The sequence below is a fragment of the Streptomyces sp. NPDC090022 genome, from assembly GCF_044748145.1.
In the GTDB taxonomy this organism is placed as follows: Bacteria; Actinomycetota; Actinomycetes; order Streptomycetales; family Streptomycetaceae; genus Streptomyces.
In genome coordinates this window covers 48,778-71,097 of sequence record NZ_JBIVFN010000026.1, presented here as the reverse complement: position 1 = coordinate 71,097, position 22,320 = coordinate 48,778, and the positions used below count along the sequence as shown (strand labels likewise).

At 73.5% G+C, this 22,320-nt stretch carries 12 protein-coding genes; 6 read left to right on the top strand and 6 right to left on the bottom strand.

Features of this window, described 5'->3' with window-relative positions:
* Positions 1–110 precede the first annotated feature (110 nt).
* Genes ACIPXB_RS31135 through ACIPXB_RS31125 form a run of 3 tightly spaced genes read right to left on the bottom strand, consistent with a single transcriptional unit; the run spans position 111 to position 1,812 of the window.
* Positions 111–455 carry a hypothetical protein gene (locus tag ACIPXB_RS31135; RefSeq protein ID WP_401455259.1) on the bottom strand — a complete coding sequence of 115 codons (345 nt, stop codon included), beginning with the start codon at positions 453–455 and terminating at the stop codon, positions 111–113.
* Between the two features lie 30 nt (positions 456–485).
* Positions 486–794, bottom strand: coding sequence for a hypothetical protein (locus ACIPXB_RS31130; RefSeq protein ID WP_401455258.1), 309 nt, complete (start codon positions 792–794; stop codon positions 486–488).
* 49 nt (positions 795–843) lie between these two features.
* Positions 844–1,812, bottom strand: coding sequence for a serine/arginine repetitive matrix protein 2 (locus tag ACIPXB_RS31125; RefSeq protein WP_401455257.1), 969 nt, complete (start codon positions 1,810–1,812; stop codon positions 844–846).
* Positions 1,813–1,975: 163 nt separating this feature from the next.
* Between ACIPXB_RS31125 and ACIPXB_RS31120 the strand changes: the two genes are divergently transcribed.
* From ACIPXB_RS31120 to ACIPXB_RS31110, 3 genes are all read left to right on the top strand, one after another.
* On the top strand, positions 1,976–10,756 hold the full coding sequence (locus tag ACIPXB_RS31120; RefSeq protein WP_401455254.1) for a hypothetical protein: 8,781 nt from the start codon (positions 1,976–1,978) through the stop codon (positions 10,754–10,756).
* Positions 10,753–13,431 carry a right-handed parallel beta-helix repeat-containing protein gene (locus ACIPXB_RS31115; RefSeq protein ID WP_401455253.1) on the top strand — a complete coding sequence of 893 codons (2,679 nt, stop codon included), beginning with the start codon at positions 10,753–10,755 and terminating at the stop codon, positions 13,429–13,431. Before ACIPXB_RS31120 ends, ACIPXB_RS31115 begins: the two co-directional genes overlap by 4 nt.
* 206 nt (positions 13,432–13,637) lie before the next feature.
* Entirely contained in the window at positions 13,638–15,947 is a 2,310-nt protein-coding gene (locus tag ACIPXB_RS31110; RefSeq protein WP_401455252.1) for an immune inhibitor A domain-containing protein, read from the top strand.
* 56 nt (positions 15,948–16,003) lie between these two features.
* Here the strand turns inward: ACIPXB_RS31110 and ACIPXB_RS31105 are convergent, their stop codons facing one another.
* Positions 16,004–17,218, bottom strand: coding sequence for a cytochrome P450 (locus ACIPXB_RS31105; RefSeq protein WP_401455249.1), 1,215 nt, complete (start codon positions 17,216–17,218; stop codon positions 16,004–16,006).
* Between the two features lie 44 nt (positions 17,219–17,262).
* Positions 17,263–17,619, bottom strand: a complete 357-nt coding sequence (locus tag ACIPXB_RS31100; protein ID WP_401455247.1) for a hypothetical protein — start codon at positions 17,617–17,619, stop codon at positions 17,263–17,265.
* 191 nt (positions 17,620–17,810) lie between these two features.
* Here ACIPXB_RS31100 and ACIPXB_RS31095 point away from each other — a divergent pair, with 191 nt between their 5' ends.
* Positions 17,811–18,770 (top strand): trypsin-like serine peptidase, encoded by a 960-nt coding sequence (locus ACIPXB_RS31095; protein WP_401455246.1) that lies wholly within the window; start codon positions 17,811–17,813, stop codon positions 18,768–18,770.
* Between the two features lie 55 nt (positions 18,771–18,825).
* Here the strand turns inward: ACIPXB_RS31095 and ACIPXB_RS31090 are convergent, their stop codons facing one another.
* Positions 18,826–19,788 (bottom strand): ArsR/SmtB family transcription factor, encoded by a 963-nt coding sequence (locus ACIPXB_RS31090; RefSeq protein WP_401455243.1) that lies wholly within the window; start codon positions 19,786–19,788, stop codon positions 18,826–18,828.
* Between the two features lie 57 nt (positions 19,789–19,845).
* Between ACIPXB_RS31090 and ACIPXB_RS31085 the strand changes: the two genes are divergently transcribed.
* Both ACIPXB_RS31085 and cbiE read left to right on the top strand, forming a co-directional pair.
* A complete protein-coding gene (locus ACIPXB_RS31085; protein ID WP_401455240.1) occupies positions 19,846–21,057 on the top strand; it encodes an MFS transporter in 1,212 nt (403 codons plus the stop codon).
* Positions 21,054–22,319, top strand: coding sequence for a precorrin-6y C5,15-methyltransferase (decarboxylating) subunit CbiE (gene cbiE / locus ACIPXB_RS31080; RefSeq protein WP_401455238.1), 1,266 nt, complete (start codon positions 21,054–21,056; stop codon positions 22,317–22,319). The genes ACIPXB_RS31085 and cbiE overlap by 4 nt, the downstream gene beginning before the upstream one ends.
* The last annotated feature ends 1 nt before the right edge of the window (position 22,320 follow it).

Sequence of the window (22,320 nt, the reverse complement as noted above, 5' to 3'; positions counted from 1 at the left end):
GGTGGGGCCGGTCCGGGGCCGGGCCCACCGGACCCGGCCGGGGACCCGCAAGCCCGGCCGTGCCGCCGCGGCCCCTCACCGCACCGCGGTGAGGGGCTTCGGGCTGCCGCCTACTTCCTCGCCCCGCCCGCCGCCATCTCGGCCTGGGCCTTCCTGATCGCGATGGCGAGCTCGCTGTCGGACTGCGCCATCCCGTCGGCGATCTTCTTGAACGTTTCCGCGAACGTCTTGATGTTCGCCGCCGAGTCCTTCATCTGACGGCTGAACTCGCCGTAGGCGTCCCGCATCGCCGGGCTGGCCTTCTCGAAGACCAGGCCGTTCTGGAGGAGCCCGCTGACGTAGCCCTCCAGGTTGGCCAGCTCCTTCGCGATGTCGGACAGCTTGGTGGCCATGTTGGCGCAGCCCTTTTGGATCTGGTCGAAGTCGAATACGACGTCGTCGGTACCGACCGGCATGGTGATGCCCCTCTCCGCTGCCGTCTCCGATCAGCCGTTGCTGTTGACCTGGCTCGCCATTTCGCCGTCCATCTTCTGGACGGACTCCTTGATCGCCTGGAACTGCTTGGCGAAGCCCTTGATGGCCTCCGTCGCCTGGATCAGCCCGGTGTTGAACTTCTCGTACTGCTGCGTGAGCGCGGGGCTGGTCTTCTCCAGGACCAGGGCGTTCTTCAGGAGGGCGTCCACCTCCTTCTTGGCCTCGGTCATGCGGGGTACGAGCGTGACGTCGACGCTCGTGTTCAGCAGGCCTGCCACCCTGTCGATCTCGGAGTAGGACAGGCGGATGTTGGCAACCATGCGGGGTGTTCCTTCCGGTCGTTCGCGGTGTTCGGGCGGTACGTGCGGGTCAGGAGCCGATGGTGGGCCCGCTGCTGCCCTCGTCCTCGTCCTTCGGCACCGTCACCCACGGGGCGGTCGCCCCGGCACGCGTGTACTCCGTGACCTTGTCGCCCTCGGTGACCTTCATCGTCCCCGAGCCGTCGGTGTTGATCACGACCGACGAGACGCTGGTCGTGCCGTCCGCCCCCTTGGTGGTGATCGTGTAGTCGCGCGCGTCGAACGGCTTCCCGCCGCCCGGCGGCGTGACCATCTCCGGCGCCCCCTTGTACTCCGTCGTCGAGGTGTACGTCTGGCCGTGCGCCGTGACGGTCGAGGTCTCCTTGATGATGTTGTTGTCCTTGTCGACTTCGAGCTTGACGTCGATCGAGCCCGACGAGGTCTCCTGGCGGTAGTGCAGAGGCGGGGTGTCCGAGGGCTTGGGCGGCTGCGGGCCGGGGGGCCGGGGCGGATCCTTGTCGTCCCGCCACGCCTTGCACCAGCCGGGCGCGCCGTCGGCGCTGCACACCGTGTGGATGTTGGCGTCGGGGTGGTCCCGGAAGTACTCGGAGGCGCCGATCTTCTTCAGATAGGCCTCCCATGTGGCCCGGTCCGAGAGCCACTTGTCGTAGTTCTTCTTCCTGTCCTTCCATTCCTCCAGGCCCAGCGACCTGGTCATCAGGCCCGCGCCCGCCGCGAGTTGGGAATCCGCCTCGAACCACGCGTTGGACACGCCCTTGAAGAGGTCGGCGAGCTTGTTGAGCCCGTCCTTGGCCTGCCCCTGGCGGTTCTTGGAGGTGGTGTAGAAGTAGTTGAACTCGGCGGACATGTCGTACGTCCCGAGGACCCTGCGGCGCTCACTGGCCAGGGCCTCGCCCATGTCGCGGTACGAACCGCTGCCGCTTCCCGAGTCGGCCTGGTTGGCCATGTCCCGGAGCTTTGACTGGACCTTGTTCAGCAACCCGTAGTCGATGGCGAAGTCCGGGGTCTTCTCCTCCACGTTCCGCCTCCTTCCCTGGTGGTCCTTCAATTCGTCTACGCTCCGCGGCACCTTCCGGTTCAACCGGACGTCGAGAAAGATGAGTTCGCCGGTGAACCGGTGGAGGGGCCGGTGCGTAGAGGAGGTAGGGGCAGGCGCCGTACGACGAAGGGGGTGGCCGTACATGGCCCGACCCACCGACTGGTCCGCCCTCGGCATGACCGAGGACCCGACCCCGGGCGACCCGGACGAGATCGACCGGATCATCGCTTCCCAGTTGGCGCTGATCGAGCTGGCGAAGACCATCGAGGGCGGGCTCGACGAGGTGCTGAACACCTCCTCCAACGCCTTCAAGGGCAAGACCGCGGACGCCATACGAGGGAAGATCAACACCCGGATCCGCGGCTTCGTCACCACCTACAAGAAGGCCCACGAAACCTTCCGCACCACCATGCAGACCTACGCCGGCGTCATGCGCGAGCAGCAGCGCAAGACGGAGGAGGCCCTGACCGCGGCGAAGGCGCTGAAGGAGGACGACAAGGACGGGCGGGAGACCCACAGGAAGGCGGCCCAGGCGGCCCAGGCGACCTTCGAGGCCGCCGCCGCCACCGCCGCCACCGCGCTCTCCGAAGCCGCGAGCTCGATCTCCTCGCCCGTGGACGACTGCGCGGAGGTCTGGAAGGTCCTCACCTACATCGCGATCATCCTGATCATCCCGGCCATCTTCACGGGCGGCACCCTGGCCCTGGTCGCCTTCGCCCTCAACATGAGCCTCATGATCAAGACGGCGATCGACTTCCACAACGGCGACGCGTCCGTCACCGATCTGGTCCTCTCCATCGTCGGAGTCATCGCCCCCACCACCAAGGGCCTGAACATCACCGCGGCCTGGGGCGCGCTGAAGGGCTTCAGCACCAAGGCGTTCACGGGCTTCAAGAACCTGGTGCTCGGCGGCCCCAACTCCTTCGGCCTGTTCATCCGCAACGGTCTGCACATCGGCGACGTCATGAGCGGGACGTTCACCTGGGTGCGGGCCGGTGTGTTCACCGGGCTGAAGTTCGACGCCCGGGGGCTCCAGGCCGGCCACTTCATGGGCGGCAGCGGGCGGGCGTGGGGGTTCATCCCGGTCGCCACCGACCTCGCGGTGATCAACATCGCCGGTGCCGGGACCTTCTTCGGGGTCCGCAGCTTCATCGTCGGGCTGAACGGCATCAAGGCCGGCATCACCACCGTCGCCGGCGGGCTCAGCGGCTGGAAGGGCCTGCGCCTGATCCTGCCGGTGGCCGCCGACGAGATGGGCCAGGGCATCGGCCTCGCCATCAAGATCGGCTTCTACGAACGCGGCATCCTCGGCAAGTACATCCACGGCGCCTTCATCAACGGCAAGTTCATCGGCGACCTCGGCAAGATCTCGGGCGCCGCGGGGGCCGGTTCCCACTTCTTCGGGGAGGGCGGCGCCGTCGGCGGCTCCGGACTGATCCGCACCGACGGCTTCACGTTCTCGCCCACCGGCAATCCCTTCGGCGCCGGGGGCCCCGGTATGGGCGACTGGCACGGTTTCAGCCCGTCCGGGCTCTTCTCCGGTCCGCCGCCCGGCCTCTCCGTGATCACCCCGCAGGGCCTGGACGTCCAGCTCGGGGCGGCGGGCGGGCTCGGCTCCATCGGCCGCCTGGACCTGCCGTCGATCGACGCCCGGCTCGTCGACCTGGCGTCGCTGGGCACCGGCGGCACCGGCGGCACCTTCCAGCTGCCCACGCTGGGGCCGGTGACCCCGCTCGGCGTCAATGGCGGCGCCGCGAACCTGCCCGCGCTCGGGGGTGTGACCTCGATCGGTGTCAACGGCACCACGGTCCAGCTTCCCGGCCTCGGCTCGATCCCCCCGTCGATGCCGGTGCACACCCAGATCGACATGCCGCAGCTCGGCAGCTCCGTGGGGGCGCTCCCGGCGACCACCGTCACCGCACCGGAGCTGAACAGCATCACCGGGGCGCTCGTGCCGGTGAACGTGTCCACGCCGTCGCTGCCCTCCCTCGGCCACGTCAGCGTGCCCTCCCTGGGCACGGTGGGCGGGGGCGGGATCGGGCAGATCTCCACCCCGCTCCCGGGCGTCGACGCCCAGCTCGTGGACCTGCCCGCGGTGGGCGGCCTCGGACAGGTCGGCGAGGTCCAGCTGGGCCAGGTGAACCTGCCCTCGCTGAGCGTCGCCACACCCCAGCTCGGGGTCACGCCGGGCGGCCTGGGCGCCGGCGAGATCTCCGCACCGCAGGTCGGCGCGCACCTCGGCGAGGTCTCCGTGCCCGGGGCGAACGCGCACCTCGGCGGCGCCTCCGTACCGGGCGCACAGCCGGGCGAGGTCTCCGTGCCCGGGGCGAACGCGCACCTCGGCGGCGCCTCCGTACCGGGCGCACAGGCGGGCCAGATCTCCGTACCCGGGGCGAACACGAACCTCGGGGATGCCTCCGTACCGGGCGCACAGCCGGGCCAGGTCTCCGTGTCCGGCGTGAACGCGAACCTCGGCGACCTGTCCCTGCCCCAGGGCGGGCTCGGGGAGCTCGGCGCGCCTCGGACGGGCGCGCTGGGGATCGGCCAGGTGGACCTGCCGGCCGCCCACACGGGCACGGTCAACCTGGCCGCGCTGGGCGGCGCCGCCTTCGCCCCGCGGGCCGGCAGCCACCTCGCGGACGTGATCGCCTCGGTCCACGCCGCGGCGTTCAGCAACCCCCGGGTGTTCGTCAACCACACCGAGGTCCTCGACTTCCAGCACACCTTCACCCACCTGCCCGACCTGCCCGGGGTGGAGGTCCGGGTGGCGCCCGGCATCCAGAGCGGCAACCAGGTCGACATCGAGGTGGACACCCCGCAGGGCCCCGCCGGAACGCTCGACACCCGGCACGTCCAGATCGGCGGCCAGGACGTGCTGCGGGTCGAGCACATCCGCCCCGACGGCAGCGTGCGCCGCCTCGACTACGCGCTCAGCTCGGGGGCCGGGCACGCCCTGATCGACGACCAGGTCATCGACCCGCACATCACCGGGGGCGGCCCGGCCGGCAGCGCCGTCGAGCTGCAGCCGCTCCCGCAGCCCGGAACCGGTGCCGGTGCCGGTGCCGGTGCCGGGACAGGTGGCGGCCTGCCGGGCGCGGCCGCGAACCCGAGCCTCGCCCACCTCCTGGGGCTGGCCGGTCTCGACCACATGCCGCCGGCCCCGGGTGCCGCGGGTGCGGCGGGTGCCGCGGGCGGCGGCGGCCCGGTCCCGGCGGCCGCGCCTCCGGTCCTGCACGTGGTGACCCTGCCGGGCCTGAACAACACCTTCGCCCACGTCCGGACCGACGCGGCCGGTGTCATCACGGACGTACGGGGCATGCCCGGCGGCCACCCGGTCGACGTCCAGCACGTGCGCGGCGCGGGCCCCGCGGGCGCGGACATCGTCCGCGTCGAGCACACCGCCGTCCCCGGTGTCGAAGTGCTCCGCTGGGATTTCACCGCCGACCAGGCCGGCACCACGCTCGTCGGCAGCGAGCGGCGCTTCCAGCTCCACGGCGGGGCGCTGGACGGTACGACCGTCAGCCTCCACCTGGACCCCGACCGTTCCGTCGGCAGCATCCGGCACCTCGGAGCCGGTGACGCCGTCCTGCCCACCGGCGGACGTCCCGTCCTGATGAACGGCGCCGGCCTGAACATCCCGGCCGCGAACGGCTCCGGCTTCCACCTGTACCACCCCGCCACCGGCCTCCCGACGCACACCGGCATCGCGCTCACGGGCGCCGACGGGCTGCCGAACGGTCTGCACGTGCTCGTCCCGGCGGGCACCCCGGCCGGCGCAGGCGCGGCCGGCGCAGGCGCGGCCGGCGCAGGCGCGGCCGGCGCAGGCGCGGCCGGTGCCGGTCCGCTGCCCGCGCCGCGGCTCACCGGCGCCGACGGCATGACCGGCCTGGGCACGGTCACGCCCCACGGCGACGTGTTCCACGTGAACCCCACCCCGGCCCCCGGCGCCGTCGCCGCCCCGCAGATCGGCGTGTACGGGGCCGACGGCACCTTCTCGCACCACGCCCTGCCGGTGCCCGCCGTCACCCTGCCGGGCGGCGCCGGAGCCGCCTTCGTACGGATCCCGGACGCGCCCGGCGGCGCCCCCCGGCTCGTCCACGCCGACGGCGGCGCGATCGACGGCGCCGGCGTCCACGCCCAGGCGGGCGGCGGCTTCCGGATCGACCACCGGGGCCGGCACATCGCCGTCGACGCGGCCGGCGTCCGTACCCACGACGTCACCACCCTGCACGGCCCGCACGTCCCGGCCGACGGGCACTTCGTCTTCACCCCGGCCGGCACCCCGAACACGCCCGCCCCGCAGCTGCGCACCGCGGACGGCGCCGTCGACCCCGCGGCGGGGCAGGTCATCCGGGTGGACGGCACCCTCCACGTGGACCTCGGGCGGCACCGGTTCTCCGTGCACACCCTCGACGGCGCCTTCTCACACGAGGGCGTCGCCATCCGGGGCCTGGCCCACGTGCCCCCCGGCGGCGCCTTCGTACGGGACACCCCCGCCAGCGGCGCCGCCCCCCAGCTGGTGCGCGGGAACGGCACCGCGATCGACGGAGCCACCGTCACCGCGCAGGGCCCGGACGGCTTCCGCATCCAGCACCGGGGCCAGCACATTGCGGTCGACCCGGCGGGTGTCGCCACCCACAACGTGGTCACCCTGCACGGGGTGGGCGTCCCGGGCACCGGGCAGTACGTCTTCACCCCGGTCGGCACCCCGGACACGCCCGCCCCTCACCCGCGCGACATGGGCGGCGGCGTCGACAACGGCATCGCGGTCCAGCGGGCCGGCGACGAGTTCCTGCTCACCGACGCCCACGGCACCATCCAGGCTTTCGACACCGGCGGCGGCGTCCTCCTGCGCACCGACGTGCCGGTCACCGGCGGCTCCGCCCTCGACGGCCATGTCATCCGGACCGACGCGGACGGCACCATCAGCCTCCTGCGGCCCGACCTCGAACCACTGCGCGGAGGTGGCCAGGTCCTCGCGCAGACCGGCCTGCCGGGCGGCGGCTTCCGCGTCGTACACGGCGACGGCCAGCTCGTGTTCGACGCCCGCGGCGCCCACACCCACAATGCCGTCGAACTCCGGGGCATCACGGACGACGGCATGGGACAGTACGTCTTCCAGCCGGTCGGAGGGGCCGGCGCGGCGCCGAACCCCCACCTCAAGGACGCGGCCGGCGCCGACCTCCCCGACACCGTCACCGTCCGCCCCGACGGCACCCTCCGGGTCACGAGCCCCGGCACGATCCGCGTCCACGGAGCAGCGGACGGCCACTTCCGGTTCCACGCCTTCCCGCTCACCACCATGGGCGGAGCGCAACTGCCGGAGCACATCGGGGTGTACCCGGGGGGCGCCCTGCGCAGCCTCGACCAGAACCTCGACCCGATCGACGGCGCCGCCGTCACCCCGCGCCCCGGCCACGGCTTCCACGTCACGGGCGGGAACGGCGAGTTCCGGATGTTCGACGGGGGCGGCCGGCTCGACGTGCACGTCACCGCGGCACCGGGCGGCGGCAACGTCTTCACGGTCACCTCGGCGTACGGCAACCCGTTCCAGGTGGTCCCGCTCGGCGACGCCAAGGGGCTCGCCAACCCGTCGATGGCGCGTTTCGTCGACACCACTCCGGGCGGGATCCGCCTTCTCGACGGCCACTTGGGCACGGTCCACGGCGCCACGGTCACGCCTCAGCTGGGCGGCGGCTTCCGCATCGACGGCTTCGGGGGCCTCAGGCAGGGCGAGTTCAAGGTGTACGCCGCCGACGGCACGCTGGAGATCCAGCGGATCAACGTCGTCTACGAGGGGCAGATCAAGCCCAATCAGCACCTTGAACTGCACCACGTCGCGCAGCTGGGTGCGCCCGGCGCACCCGCGAACACCTGGGAGCTGGTCCGCACCGGCGACGCCGCCCCGCCCAGCGGCCGGCGCATCGCCAAGTGGTTCGAGGGCGGCGTGATCAACTCCAAGGGCCTGACGCAGGGACGGGTCCACCTGACCACCCACTCCGGCATCACCGTCTTCGAGTCGCGGCCGCTGCCGAACGGCAACACCCTCGGCTCCTTCCAGTCCAGTGCCAGCGCCTCCATCTCCGGGTTCTCCCTGACCAACCAGCGTGGTGTGTGGAACGAGATGGACGCCGCGGGCACCCTCGTCCGGCACGGCACCCGGCACTGGGGCGAGAGCTTCCGCTCCTGGTTCGACTCGACCGGCACCAGCGGTGTCGCCCGGGTCACGCACTTCCAGCAGCTCCCGGACGGCGGCCACGTCATCGGCAGCACCGACCGCGGCGCCGTCACCCAGAGTCTGGGCAAGGGCACCTGGTTCCGCTACGACGCCGATTTCAAGCTGATCGCCCAGGGCGACCGCCAGTGGGGACAGGTGCGCGGCTTCACCGACACGATGAAGCACCCCCTCACCGGCGAGACCGTCGTCATGCACGAGAAGTTCGGCCGCTTCCAGCCCAACACCCACGACGTACGCAGGCTCTTCCAGCAGGAGATCGGCGCCGACGGGATCCCCAAGACGACCTCGGTGTCGCTGTCCGCGCCCGGCAAGGAAATCGACAGCATCAAGGTGCTGGAGAACGGTGATGTCCTGGCGGTCAAGCGGATGGCGGAGCAGCGCCCGCCGATCTGGTACCGCTACTTCCTCAGCGGCGAGATGTGGAAGACCGATTTCAACAACGTGCCCTGGTTCAAGAACGACAGCCTGACCCAGTTCAGCGAGTGGAGCATCACGTCGGGGGCCGGAGCCGACCTGGGAAACCTCTCCCACGGCATCCGCCTGCTCACCCAGAACGGCGCCCTGACGGACATCGCGAGCAACGGCCACATCGTCCGCGAGACCCGGAAGCTGATCAACGGCAACGACCTGACCGTCGGCAACGTCAAGGTGCCCGACGGCCCCGACGGCAACCCGGTGCACATCCCGCCGGGCTATCTGCCCTTCTCCGAGGGTGTGGGCAAGCTCCAGGGCCACCGCTCGTTCAACCGGGCCGACTTCGACGCCCCGACCGGCATCGACGTGGGCCGGATCACGTGGCAGGACCGGTACACCACCGATCTCGGCGACGGCGACTGGTTCACCCCGAACGCCGGGAAGCACTGGGAGGTCGCCCGCACCGGACTGAACGACGGCAGCGTCGTCGAGTGGCGGCCGCAACCGGCCCTGCGGCCCGACGGCGGAGCGGGCAACGGCGACCTCGCCTTCCGCCGGCAGTTCCACATGTACAACGGCGACTGGACCAGGTACGACCACCACGGCTACGTGGTGGCCCGCTCCGACACCTGGCCCGCCGTCGGCGGCGCCGAAGGCAACGTCATCATCGAAGGGCGCGGTCCGAGCACGGGCCGCATGAGCTGGTCCGACGCGGCCGACCCCGCCGGCACCATTGGAGGCCCCCGGCTCACCGCTCACGGCCGCGACATCAACCCCTACGGCTGGGACCGCGAGTCCTACCAGGACTTCACCCCGGACCTGCGGCTCATCCGGGACCACCAGCTGCTCGCCGACGGCACCACCGTCGACGCCTGGCGGGTCAGCCGGGCCGACGACGGCACCGAGGTCTGGAACTGGCGCAAGGTCGACGTGCACGGCAACATCAAGGAGTTCGGCAACGGACCGGGCGACCAGGTCAGGCGGTGGATCGACGCCAACGGCAACGTCCTGTCCGGCTGGAGGAAGGACGCCCGCTGGTCCGACCACGTCGTCAGCCTCGGCAACATCAAGATCCAGGAGATCCCGGCCAAGCCCGACGCCGGAGTGATCCAGAACCTGCTCGGCGACAAGCCGTTCCGCATCCGCGAGTTCGTGGCGGAGCCGGGCGGGACGTTCAACCAGCACGTCTGGAAGGAGTTCGACACCGGCGCCGTCGTCCGCGAGAAGAAGATGCTCCCCAACGGCACCTACCTGGAGAGCGAGACCTGGCAGCAGCACTGGCGGCAGTACGGCCCTTCCGGCCTGGACGTCACCGCCGAACGGGCTCCTTCCGGCTTCGTCTACGAGACCGATGCCTTCGGCAAGCTCACGCTGGTCGGCCGCGAGACCGACTACGTCGACTGGGCCAACCAGTACCGCGGCTACTACCGCATGCTCACGGACCCCAACCGCTGGGAGTTCGGCTCCGCCGTGGGCGGCGAGTCCACCTACCGGCCGTTCCTCATCAAGGCGGGACAGCAGCTCGGCGTGGAGATGAGCCACGAGTTCGCCGTCGACTTCTTCGTGAACCTCCTCCTCTTGCTGGTCGGCGCGGCGACCGGCGGCGCCAAGATCACCGCCGCGGAGTTCGGCAAGATCTTCTACGGCTCCGTGCTCAGCGCTGCTATGAAGGGCGCGGTCACCGCCGCGCACCAGGCCTATGGCCGCGGCACCCCGTGGAAGAACGGCCTCAGCCACATCGACTACGGCTTCCCCTACCAGCGCCACCCCACGGACGACAACTGGCGTGGCGAGTGGGCGGGCCACGAGAAGGTCGCCCGCTGGCGCGGCACGACCTACACCATCGTCGTCGGCACCCTGGCCGGCACCGTGGGCGGACTCGTCTCCGGTGCCTCCACGGCCGCGGTCTTCGGCGTCAAGAACGCGGCGGGCGAGCTCATCAAGCTGCGCGCCTCCGATGCCGTGATCAGCGGCCTGATGGGTTCGCTCGGCGGTTTCATCGGCGCCGGGACCCTCGGCGCGGCCCGTTCGGTCGTCCACCTGAACATCGCCGGGCGCTGGTACCACCGCGCGGGCGTGATCGACATCTTCCTCGTCCCGACCCTCGGAAAGATCATGGACAAGTACGTCGCCGCCTCCGTCACGGGCCCCCTGGTCCGCGACCTGATCAAGCCCAGCTGGTACCTGCTCCCGAGCAGCGCGGGCGGATCCGGCTCCCCCGTCCTCCTGATCGACCCCGACTTCTTGCCGCAGGGAGCCGTCACCCCATGACGACCAGCGCCAGCGCGCACAGCGCGGCCCCCGCCGCCCCGCCCCTGCGCGTCGCCGCCAAGGGCTGGGGCGGCCACCGCACCATCGCCTCCGCCCTCGCCGCGGCCCCGCCCGGCGCCGTGATCACCATCGCGCCCGGCGTCTACACCGAGTCCCTGCGCCTGGAGCGCCGGGTGCTGCTGGAGCCGGAGTTCGGATCCGGAACCGTGCACCTGCGCTCCCCCGGCGGTCCGCTGCTCACCGTCACCGCCCCCGGCTGCGAGCTGTACGGGCTGGACCTGCGCGGCTGCGACCCCGCCGAGGCCGCCGTACGGGTCGCCGACGCGGCCGGGCTGACCCTGACCGAGTGCGATCTCGGCGTCGGCCGGATCGACGTACTCGGCTCCCGTCAGGAGGCCGCGGCGGCCGACAATGCGGCACTCACCTTCGCCGACACCCTTGCCGGAGCCCTGCGCGACCCGGTCGGCGGCGGCGTCCTGCTGGTCCGCCGCAGCCGGCTGCACGACGCCCGGCACGCCGCCGTACACCTGGAGGGCGATGCCCGCGCCCGCCTGGAGGACACCGTCGTGGACACCGTCGACGGGCTCGGGGTGGCGCTGGGCGGCAGCGCGGTCCTGCTGGGCGAGCGCCTGCGCGTCACCGGCACGGCCGGCTCGTGCCTGCGCGCCCGCGGCTCCTCCCGGGTGCTGCTGCGCGACGCCCGCCTGGCCGGCCCCGGCCGTCACGGGCTGCTCATCGAGGACGAGGCCGAGGCGCTGCTGGAGGAGTGCCGGATCAGCGATCCGGCCCGGGGCGGCGTCCGCGCCGACGGCTCGGCGAGCGTCGGCCTGGCCGACTGCCGGATCACGGGGGCCGGGACCGACGCGCTGGCGGGGTACGGCTCCGCCCGGCTCACGGTGCACGGCTGCTGGATCCTCGGCCCGGCCGGCCACGGCCTGGCCGTGGCGGGCGAGGCCACCGCCCTGGCCGGCGACACGCTGATCGCCCGTACGGGGGCCGCGGCCGTACGGGTCGGCGACGGGGCGGGCGCCGCGCTGACCGGCTGCCGGATCGGGGTCAGCGGGGAGCACGCGCTGACGGTGACCGGCACCGCCCACGCCGACGTCACCGACACCACGTTCGCCGACGCCGCCGTATGCGGCGTGCACACCGACGGCCGGGCCCGGCTGGACCTCACCGGCGGCCGGATCGAGCGCGGCGAGACCGGGCTGCGGCTGCGCTCCACGGCTGCCGCCGCCGTACGGGGCACCACGGTGACCGGCCCGCGCAAGGCGGGCGTCGAGATCGGCCCCAAGGCCCGCACCACCTTGGCGGGCGTCCGGATCGGGGCCACCGGCAGCGCGGGCGTGGTGCTGGACAGCGGGGCCCTGCTCACCATGGAGGGCTGCGCGATCGAGGCGGCCGGCGGCAGCGGCATGGTCGTGGCGGGCGCCGCCGAGCCCAGCGTACGGGGCCTGCGGATCGACGGGGCGGCCAAGAACGGCATCCTGTTCGCGCCGGGCGCGGGCGGCACGTTCGACCACTGCGACCTCACCGGCGGGAACTTCCCCGCCCTGCACATCGGCAGGGCGGCCACGCCCCGTTTCACCGGCTGCCGGGTGCTGGACTGCTCCCAGGACGTCGCGCTGGCCGAGGACGCGGCGCCGGTCTTCGAGGACTGCGTCTCGGTCCGGGTCAAGAACCCGGCCCTGCCCCCGGTCACCGCCGCCGGTCCCGCGCCGGGTGCCGGCCCGGCCCCGTCCGCCGGCCGCCCCGGCCCCGCCCCCGACTCCGCCCGGCCGGGCGGCTTCTCCGCGCTGTCCGCCGGCTCCGACCCCGGCGAACTCGCCGACCTGGGCGAGCCCGAGCCCGCACCCGAGACGCTGGAGGAACTGCTCGCCGAACTGGACGAGCTGGTCGGTCTCGACGGGGTCAAGCGGGACGTCGGCGGCATGGTCAAGCTGATGCAGACGGTGCGGCTGCGCCAGCAGGCGGGCCTGCCCGCGCCACCGCTGAGCCGGCACCTGGTCTTCGCGGGGAACCCGGGCACCGGCAAGACGACGGTGGCCCGCCTCTACGGCAGGCTGCTCAAGGCGCTGGGCCTGCTGGAGCGCGGCCATCTGGTGGAGGTCGACCGCAGCGCCCTGGTCGGCGAGTACGTGGGCCACACCGGCCCGAAGACCACCGAGTCCTTCAACCGGGCCCGCGGCGGCGTGCTGTTCATCGACGAGGCGTACGCGCTGGTGCCGGCCGGGGTGTCCAACGACTTCGGCCTGGAGGCGGTGGCGACCCTGGTCAAGCTCATGGAGGACCACCGTGACGAGGTGGTCGTCATCGCCGCCGGGTATCCCGGGGACATGGAGCGGTTCGTCTCCTCCAACCCCGGTCTGGCCTCCCGGTTCACCCGGAGCCTGGTCTTCGCCGACTACAGCTCGGCGGAGCTGGTCCGCATCGTGGAGCACCACGCGCAGCGGCACCGCTACGAACTGAGCGAAGGGGCCCGCGCGCGGCTCGGCGAGCACTTCGACGCGGTCCCCCGCGACGCCCGGTTCGGCAACGGCCGTACCGCCCGCCAGGTCTTCCAGGCCATGACGGAACGTCAGGCCCTGCGCATCACGGAACTGACCGACCCGGTGGAGGCGCAGCTCGTGGTCCTCGACGAGGAGGACATGCCCCTCGCGCTGCCGCCGGTCTGATGCCGCGGGCGGGGGCCGGTGGGCCACCTGACGATCCGTCTTCTCCGTAGCCGGAAGCGGCCGCGGCGCCCGGCGCGCCGCGGCCGCTTCCGTTTTCGCGCACCACCCTAGCCGTCACCTGTGACATGTGAAATATTACCTGCGCTTCGACCGCACGCCCGAACCCTCCCGGGGCATTCCCCGAACTCATGGAAAGGTCCGTCACGTTGCGCAGACTCGCAGCGGTGGGAGCGGCGATATCCCTCGCCCTCCTGGCCGCCCCCGCCCTCGCCGCCACCGCCCCGCCCCCGCCCGCCGCCGGGCAGCGGGCCCCCGAACTCGCCGCCGCCCCTCCGCCCGCCCCGCTCGAACTCCAGCGCCAGAGCCTGCGCCGCCAGGCCCTCGAAGGCGTCGCCGCCGGCAGCACCCGCGCCGAGGCGGACGGCACCCTCCCCCGCGCGGCCAAGGTCGGCAAGCGGTACGTCGAACTCGCCCAGGAACGCAAGGACAAGGTCTTCGTGATCCTCGCCGAGTTCGGCGACCAGGTGGACACGACCACCGAGTTCGAGGGCAAGCCGCGCTTCGGCGGCACGCCCGGGCCCCGCCACAACACCATCGCCAGGCCGGCGAAGAGCGACAACCACACCCTGTGGCGCAAGGACTTCAGCCAGGCCTACTACCAGCAGCAGTTCTTCGGCACCGGCCCCGGCGCCGTCACCCTGCGCAACTACTACCGGCTCCAGTCCTCCGGCCGCTACGACATGGACGGTCACGTCAGCGACTGGGTGCGGCTGCCGTGGAACGAGGCCCGCTACGGGACGGACAACTGCTCCGAGCCCGGCCAGTGCCGCACCAACTGGGACATGGTGCGCGACGCCACCAACGCCTGGTACCACACCGAGCGCGCCCGGGGCCGCACCCCCGAGCAGATCAAGGCCCAGCTCGCCGAGTACGACGTGTGGGACCGCTACGACGCCGACCACGACGGCAACTTCGACGAACCGGACGGCTACCTCGACCACCTCGTCGTCGTGCACGCCGGCAAGGACCAGACCTGGGGCGGCGGCGACCAGGGCAAGGACGCCGTGTGGGCGCACCGCTGGTTCGCGTACTGGAACCAGGCCGGCAGCGCGGGTCCCGAGGGCAACAAGGCGGGCGGCACGCCCGTCGGGGACTCCGGCATCTGGGCCGGCGACTACCTCACCGGCGGCGAGAACAGCGGAGTCGGCCTGTTCGCCCACGAGTTCGGGCACGACCTCGGGCTGCCGGACCTCTACAGCTCCGACGGCGACAACAGCGTCAACTTCTGGTCGCTGATGTCCTCGGCCTCCTACCTCGGCAAGGGCCCGAACACCACCGGCGACTACCCCGGCGACCTCGACCCGTGGAGCAAGCTGCAACTGGGCTGGCTGGAGTACACCGAGGCCGACGCGGGCCGCAGGACGCGCGCCGTGCTCGGCGTCTCCGGCTACAACACCGAGGATCCACAGGCCCTGCTGGTGCACCTGCCGCCATCCGTGACCCGTACCGATCTGACCGATCCGTACGAGGGCGCGGCCCAGTGGTGGAGCGGCACCGGCGACTTCATGGACAACACCCTGACCCGCACGCTCGACCTGACCGGCCACGCGCCGGACGCCGGCCCGGTCCGGCTCGGCGCCCGTCTCTGGTACGACATCGAGCAGGACTTCGACTTCCTGACCGTGGAGGCCTCCACGGACGGCGGCACCACCTGGTCCGCCCTGCCGGGCACGGTCGGCGGTACGGCGATCCCCGCGAAGGGCATCTCCGGCACCTCGGCCGGCTGGAGCGAACTGGCGGTCCCGCTGGACGCGTTCGCGGGCCGGAGCGTGCAGCTGCGGCTGCGGGTGACCTCCGACAGCAACACCCACGGCAAGGGCGTCACCTTCGACGACCTCACCGTCACGGCCGGCGGTGCCACCGTGCTGCGCGACGGGGCCGAGCAGGGCGCGAACGGCTGGAGCGCGGTGAAGTGGTCGCGCACGCAGGGCCGTACGGGCACCGCGGAGCACCCGCGCGCGTACCTGGTGGAGAACCGCCGCTACACCGGCTACGGCAGCTACCTCAAGAGCGGACCGTACAACTTCGGCTTCGGCAACGACACGGTGGAGTTCTACCCGTACCAGCAAGGCGTGCTGATCTGGCTCTGGGACACCGCCTACAGCGACAACACCACCAAGGCGCACCCGGGCGGCGGCATGCTGCTGCCGGTCGACGCGCGCCCGGAACCGCTGCGGTTCGCGGACGGCACCCTGTTCAACGCCCGTGCGCAGACCTTCGACGCACCCTTCTCGCTGCGCGCGAGCGACGAGATCGTGCTGCACAAGGCGGGGGCGCCGACGCTGGTCCCGGCACGCCCGGGGGTCGCGGTCTTCGACGACCGCCGCGGCACGTACTGGAACGCCGAACTGCCGCAGGTGGGCGTGAAGGTGCCCGACACCGGGACCCGGATCGCGGTGGTGAAGGAGGCGGCCGGCGGGGCCCTGACCACCGTCCAGGTCAGTCCCTCGCCCTGACGCGCGCACCCCTCGTGCGCATCGGTCATCGCGACTGATGCGCACGAGGGGTTTCGTCAGCCGGCCGACGTGACCGGCAGGGTCCGTACGGCGTGGGTCCGGAACGTGGTGTTCCAGGACAGTTCCGCGGCCGGTACCGCCAGGGTCAGACCGGGGAAGCGGCGCAGCAGGGTCGCGAAGGCGACGGTCAGCTCCAGGCGGGCCAGGGGCGCGCCCAGGCAGTAGTGCACCCCATGGCCCAGCGCGAGGTGCGCCTTGTCCGCGCGGTGCAGGTCGAAGGCGTCGGCGCGTGGGTAGCGGGCCGGGTCGCGGTGGGCCGCGGACAGGCACAGCAGCACGGTCTCGCCCGCCGGGATCCGGACGCCGCCGATCTCCACCGCCTCGGTGGGGAAGCGCCGGATCGCCGTCTGGTTGGGGTGGGCGTGGCGCAGCAGTTCCTCGACGGCCTCGTCGAGCAGGGCGGGGTCGCGGCGCAGCGCGGCGAGCTGCTCGGGGTGCTCCAGGAGGGTCAGGACACCGCCGCTGATGACGGCCTGGGTGTTCTCGACTCCCGCGAGGAGGATGAGGAAGGCGAGGGAGACGAGTTCGTCCTCGCTGAGCCGGTCCGCCTCGTCGCGGGCGGCGATCAGGGCGGACAGCAGGTCGCCCCCGGGCGCGCTGCGGCGTACGGCGACCAGGTCCACCAGGAGCCGGTGCAGGCCCCCGACGGCCTCGGCGACGTCCTGCGGGCGGCGGGGCGCGAGCATCTGCCGGCCGAGCGCGGCGAAGGGTTCGCGGTCGGCGTCGGGCACGCCGAGCAGGTCGCCGATCACCCTCAGCGGCAGCACGGCCGCGAACTCGGCGACCAGGTCGGCCCGTCCGTCGGCGGCGATGCGCGCGGCGAGTCGGTCGGCGAGGCCCTCGGCGGCGGCCTCGATGCGCGGCCGCAGCCCGGCGGTGTGGCGCGGGGTGAAGGCCTTAGAGACCAGGCGGCGCAGCCGCAGGTGGTCCTCGCCGTCGAGGTTGAGCAGGTTGGCGTCGAGCGCGGGCGGCAGCGAGAACCCCTGGTAGCCGGCGCCCGCGTACCGCTTGTCGACGCTGAGGCGCGGATCGGCGAGCCCCGCCCGGACGTCGGCCTCCCGGGTCACCAGCCAGGCCGCCGAGCCGTCGGGCAACTCCACCCGGTGGACCGGCTGTTGTGCGCGCAGCCGGGTGAACACCCGGTGGGGGTCGGCCCGGTAGGCGTCGTCGAAGGGCCGCTCGTGGCCCGGGAGCATGGCGTGCGCAGTCATGCCCGCCATCCTCCCAGGGCCCTCGGTGCGGTGGGGTACGGCGGTCAGCCGCGGGGGACGACGGTCCGGAGAACCCCGGGCAGCGGGTACCAGTCGGAGGTGATGACGGTGTCGTTGCCCACGGGGTTGCTGTGGGAGACCCGCCACGACGCTCCGAAGAAGTTCGTCCACACGTCGAGTTCGAGCAGGGCTGCGCCCGAGTCCAGCGCGTCGGCGAAGTAGGCGTACGTGGACTTCTCGTAGGCGTTGTGCACGCCGACACCGGTGGAGCCGGCGTACGGCAGGTCGGCGGCGGGCACGCGCGGGGCGGCGCCGGAGGGGGTCACGGCGGCGAACGCGAGGGCGAGGGCCGCCACCACGACCGCCCCCGCCCGGCCGGCCCTTCGGTTGCGCAGTCTCATGTGTTCGGCTCCTGTCCCGAGCGGCTGCATCAAGTCGCGCGGAGCGTAGGGGCGTTGGATGACGGCCGGGAAGACGGCGGATGGCGGGGCGGGCGAATGTGAGCACGGACACATCCGTCGGGCGGAACCGCCCGGTCCTCCTCGCCATCGAAGGGGGAGACGATTCGATGCTCCGGGCAGAGGGGTGCCGCATGCCTGCGACGGTTCACCGGCGGTCCGCCGTACGGCTGTCCGTGGTGCTCGGGGTCTGTGTCGCGCTCGTCCTGGGCCTCGGGGCGTTCCTGTGGCAGCTGCGCGCCCTGGCCGGGCACCTGGCGGAGGGGGACCTGACGACCGGGATCTACGTCCAGGACCCCCGGCTGGCGGACGAGGCCGCCGACGCGGTGCTGAACGGGCTCGGCCACGAGACCCCGGCCGCGCCCGCGCCCGAGCCCACCCTGCCGGCGCCCACGGCACCGACGGCACCGGCCCCCACGGACCGCGACCAGCGGGGCGCCGAGACCGCCCCGGCCGCCGAACCCACGGTCGGCGCGCTGTTCTCGCCCGGCGACGACGGGGACCCCGAACACCACTGCTCGGCCAGCGTGGTCCACTCCCCCGGCGCCGACCTCGTCGTGACCGCCGCCCACTGCGTCCACACCGGGGGCTTCCGCACCAACCTGGTGTTCGCGCCCGGCTACCGGGACGGCGTACTGCCGTACGGGGTGTGGGTGCCGACGCGGATCCACGTCGACCGCCGCTGGAGCGAGGACCACGACCCCGACCACGACATCGCCTTCCTGGAGGTACGCCGTCCCGGACATCCCGGCGCACGCCTGGAGGACCTGACCGGCGGCGAACGGATCGCCTTCCGGTCCCCGCTGCCGGCCCCGGCCCGGCTGCTGGGGTACCCCAACGACGCCGAGGCGCCGCTGTCCTGCCGGAACACCGCACGGACCGCCGGGCCCACGCAGGTGCGCTTCGACTGCACCGGCTTCCCCGACGGCACCAGCGGCGGCCCGCTGCTCACCGGCGCCGACGGCCCGGCCGGCACGGGCACGCTGATCGGGGTGATCGGCGGCCGTGACGGCGGCGGGGACGACGCCACCTCGTACAGCAGCCGCTTCGACGACGCGGCCGAGGCCCTGTACGAGCGCGCCGCGGGCGACTGACCCGCCCCCACCCGCCCTCCCGCGGGGGCGCAGCGTCGCCGCCGCCCGGCCGCCCCTACCGCCCGGCCGCCGCCACCAGGACGTCCCCCGCCCCCACCCGGTGGTAAAGCACGCTGCGCCCGGCCCGCCGCCGCAGCACCAGGCCCGCCTCCCGCAGCACCTTCAGCTGGCCGGCCACCGTCCCCAGGCTCAGTCCGGTCAGCGCCACCAGCTGCGTCGTCGACTTCGGGCTCTCCAGCAGCACGAGGATCCGCGCCCGCACCGGTCCCAGCAGCCGCGCCAGCGCCGTCGGCACCCCGGCCCCGGCCGCCCCCTGGGTGAGCTGCCCCGTACACGGGTAGACCAGCGCGTGCCGGTGCGCACCCCGCCAGGCCACCCACCCGTGCCCGGGGGTCACCGGCACGAACACCAGCCCCGCCGGCCCGGACAGTTCCCGCGGCGGCCGGTCCTGCCGGTTGATCCGCAGCCGCCCGTCGCCGAGCCAGGCCATGTCCGGACGCAGGCCCGCCAGCGCCGCCGCCCAGCCGGCCACGCCCAGCTGCCGCGTCCGCACCAGTACGTCCGCCTCCGCGACCCGGCGGCGGCGCGGCCAGTCCGGCCGTACCGCGTACGTCCACACCCACTCCAGGACGTCCGCCGCCCGCGGCCCCAGCCCCCGCGCGCGGGCGACCCGGTCCGGCAGCGCGGAGGCGGCCCGCAGATCGGTGCGGACCACCGCGTCGCCGCTGGCGCGTACCGCCGCCAGTTCCTCGGCGAAGGGCAGTCCCCGCGGCGGCGGGGTGAGGAAGCCCGCCAGCCAGCGCGGGCCGAAGGCCGCCCGCACCAGCTCGGCGGCGACCGGATCCTGCCTCAGATACGCCTGATAGCCGGGCAGTTGGGCGGCCAGCCAGTCCCGTTCCGCCGGGTGCGTGGCCGTGCGGCGCTCCAGTGCGAACAGCGCGGCCGTCGTCTCCGCCAGCTCCGACACCACGAACCGGCTCTGCGCCAGCGCGTCCGTGTCGATCCGCCACCACCCCATGTTTCGCCTCCACGCGGAACAATAGGGGTGCGCCGTACCGGGCATGAGACTTCCGGCATGCCCCGCACCCCCACCTACCGGGCCCTGGCCCGCACGCCCGAGTTCACCCCCTTCTTCCTGTGCGCCACCCTGCGCGTGGCGGGGAACACCGTCTCCGGTCTCGCCCTCGCCGTCCTTCTCTACGAGCGCACGCGCAGCCCGCTGCTGGCCGCGCTCGGCATGTTCGGCCCGTCCTTCGCCCAGGTGGCCGGCGCGAGCCTGCTGCTCTCGGCCGCCGACCGGCTGCCGCCGCGCGCGGCGCTGGCCGGGCTCGCCCTGTGCGGTGCGCTCGGCACCGCCCTGCTCGCCCTGCCCGGTCTGCCGCTGGCGGTGGTGTTCGCGCTGCTCCTGCTCCAGGGGCTGGCCGACGCGGTCGGCGGCGGGGTGCGGTACGGGCTGCTGACCGAGATCCTGCCCGCCGGGGCGTACCTCGCCGGCCGTTCCCTGCTGGCCGTGGCGGCGGGGGTGGTGCAGATCGCCGGCTTCGCCCTGGGCGGGCTGCTGATCGCCGTCCTCGCGCCGCGCGGCGCGCTGCTGGCCGCCGCCGCGCTCGCCCTGGTGGCCGCCGGCTGCGCCCGGCTGGGCCTGCGGCGGCGGGCGCCGCGGGCCGGTGGCCGGGCCTCGGTGGCCGGGACCTGGCGGGTCAACGCGCTGCTGCTGGCCGATCCGCGGCGCAGGGCGCTGTACCTGGCGCTGTGGATCCCCAACGGGCTGGTCGTCGGCTGCGAGTCGCTGTTCATCCCCTACGCCCCCGGGCACGCGGCGCTGCTGTTCGGCTGCGCGGCGGCCGGGATGCTGGCCGGGGACATCGCCGTGGGGCGCGTGCTGCCGGCGGCCTGGCGCGACCGGGTGGCGCCGGCGCTGCGGCTGCTGCTGGCCGTGCCGTACCTGGTGTTCCTGCTGCGACCGGGTCCGGTGGCCGCCGCGGTCGTGGTCGGGATCGCCTCCGTCGGGTACAGCGCGGGGCTGCTGATGCAGGAGCGGCTGGTGGGACTGCTCCCGGCCGGTACGCAGGGCCAGGCGCTCGGCCTGCACTCGGCGGGGATGCTGACCGCTCAGGGGCTGTGCGCCGCGCTCGGCGGGGCGCTGGCGCACGTCCTGTCGGCGGCTGCCGCGATGGCGGTCCTGGCCGGGGCCTCGGTGGCGCTCACCCTGGTCCTGGAGCCGCGGCTGCGGGCCAGTAGAGTGCGGGTCCGGTCCGTCCCCGTCCCCCGAGGTTCCGCACAGTGAGCTCCGCACCCACCCCGCCGCCGGGGCCCCCCGTGACGGTCGTCGGCATCGGCGCGGACGGCTGGGACGGCCTGACCCGGGACGCGCGGCACGCGCTGATGGCGGCCGAGGTACTGATCGGCGGTCCCCGCCAGCTGGCCATGGTGCCCGAGGGGGCCTGCGGGGGCGAGCGGGTGAGCTGGCCCAGCCCGCTGCGGCCGGCGGTGCCGAAGCTGCTGGAGCAGTACGCCGGGCGGCGCGTCGCGGTGCTCGCGAGCGGGGACCCGATGTTCTACGGCATCGGGCGCGCGCTCTGCGAGGAGGCCGGCCCCGAGGGCCTGGCCGTGCTCCCGCACCCGTCGTCGGTGTCGTACGCCTGCGCCCGGCTGGGCTGGCCGGTGGAGGACACCGACGTCGTCACGGTCGTGGGCCGGCCGGTGGCCAGGGTGGCGGCGGCGCTGCACGAGGGGCGCCGCCTGCTGGTCCTCAGCGCCGGTGCGCGCTCGCCGGGCGAGCTGGCCGCGCTGCTGGTGGAGCGGGGCTTCGGGCCCAGCCGGATGCGCGTGCTGGAGCGGCTCGGCTCGGCGGAGGAACGTCACTACGGCGGCACGGCCCAGGACTGGTCGCACGCGCCCGGCGACCCGCTGAACGTGGTCGCCGTCGAGTGCGTACGCGCGCCCGGCGCCCTGCGGCTGGGCGCGGCGCCCGGGCTGCCGGACGCGGCGTACGAGACGGACGGCCAGCTGACCAAGCGTCATGTGCGGGCGGCCACGCTGTGCGCGCTGGCACCCGCGCCGGGCGAGCTGCTGTGGGACATCGGCGGCGGCTCCGGCTCGATCGGCATCGAGTGGATGCGCACGCACCCCTCCTGCCGGGCGGTCACGGTGGAGCGGGTGCCGGAGCGGGCGGAGCGCATCGGCCGCAACGCGATGGCGCTCGGCGTACCGGGTCTGCGGGTGGTGATCGGCTCCGCGCCCGGCGCGCTGGCCGGACTGCCGGCGCCCGACGCGGTGTTCATCGGCGGCGGGCTGACCGCGCCGGGTCTGCTGGACGCGGTGTGGGCGGCGCTGCCGGCCGGCGGCCGGCTGGTGGTCAACACGGTCACCCTCGAATCGGAGGCCCTGCTCGCCCGCCGGTACCGCGAGCACGGCGGCGAGCTGGTGAAGCTGGCCGTCTCGCACGCGGTGGCGGTCGGGGGCTTCACCGGCTGGCGGCAGGCGATGCCGGTCACGCAGTGGTCGGTCACCAAGGAATGGGTCACCAAGGAACAGGACGGCGTCTGAC

What these genes read in the sequence shown, in the direction of transcription:
- ACIPXB_RS31135 (WP_401455259.1), bottom strand. Translation starts at nt 455, where the DNA reads ATGCCGGTCGGTACCGACGACGTCGTATTCGACTTCGACCAGATCCAA.
- ACIPXB_RS31130 (WP_401455258.1), bottom strand. Translation starts at nt 794, where the DNA reads ATGGTTGCCAACATCCGCCTGTCCTACTCCGAGATCGACAGGGTGGCA.
- ACIPXB_RS31120 (WP_401455254.1), top strand. Translation starts at nt 1,976, where the DNA reads ATGGCCCGACCCACCGACTGGTCCGCCCTCGGCATGACCGAGGACCCG.
- ACIPXB_RS31115 (WP_401455253.1), top strand. Translation starts at nt 10,753, where the DNA reads ATGACGACCAGCGCCAGCGCGCACAGCGCGGCCCCCGCCGCCCCGCCC.
- ACIPXB_RS31105 (WP_401455249.1), bottom strand. Translation starts at nt 17,218, where the DNA reads ATGACTGCGCACGCCATGCTCCCGGGCCACGAGCGGCCCTTCGACGAC.
- ACIPXB_RS31100 (WP_401455247.1), bottom strand. Translation starts at nt 17,619, where the DNA reads ATGAGACTGCGCAACCGAAGGGCCGGCCGGGCGGGGGCGGTCGTGGTG.
- ACIPXB_RS31095 (WP_401455246.1), top strand. Translation starts at nt 17,811, where the DNA reads ATGCCTGCGACGGTTCACCGGCGGTCCGCCGTACGGCTGTCCGTGGTG.
- ACIPXB_RS31090 (WP_401455243.1), bottom strand. Translation starts at nt 19,788, where the DNA reads ATGGGGTGGTGGCGGATCGACACGGACGCGCTGGCGCAGAGCCGGTTC.
- ACIPXB_RS31085 (WP_401455240.1), top strand. Translation starts at nt 19,846, where the DNA reads ATGCCCCGCACCCCCACCTACCGGGCCCTGGCCCGCACGCCCGAGTTC.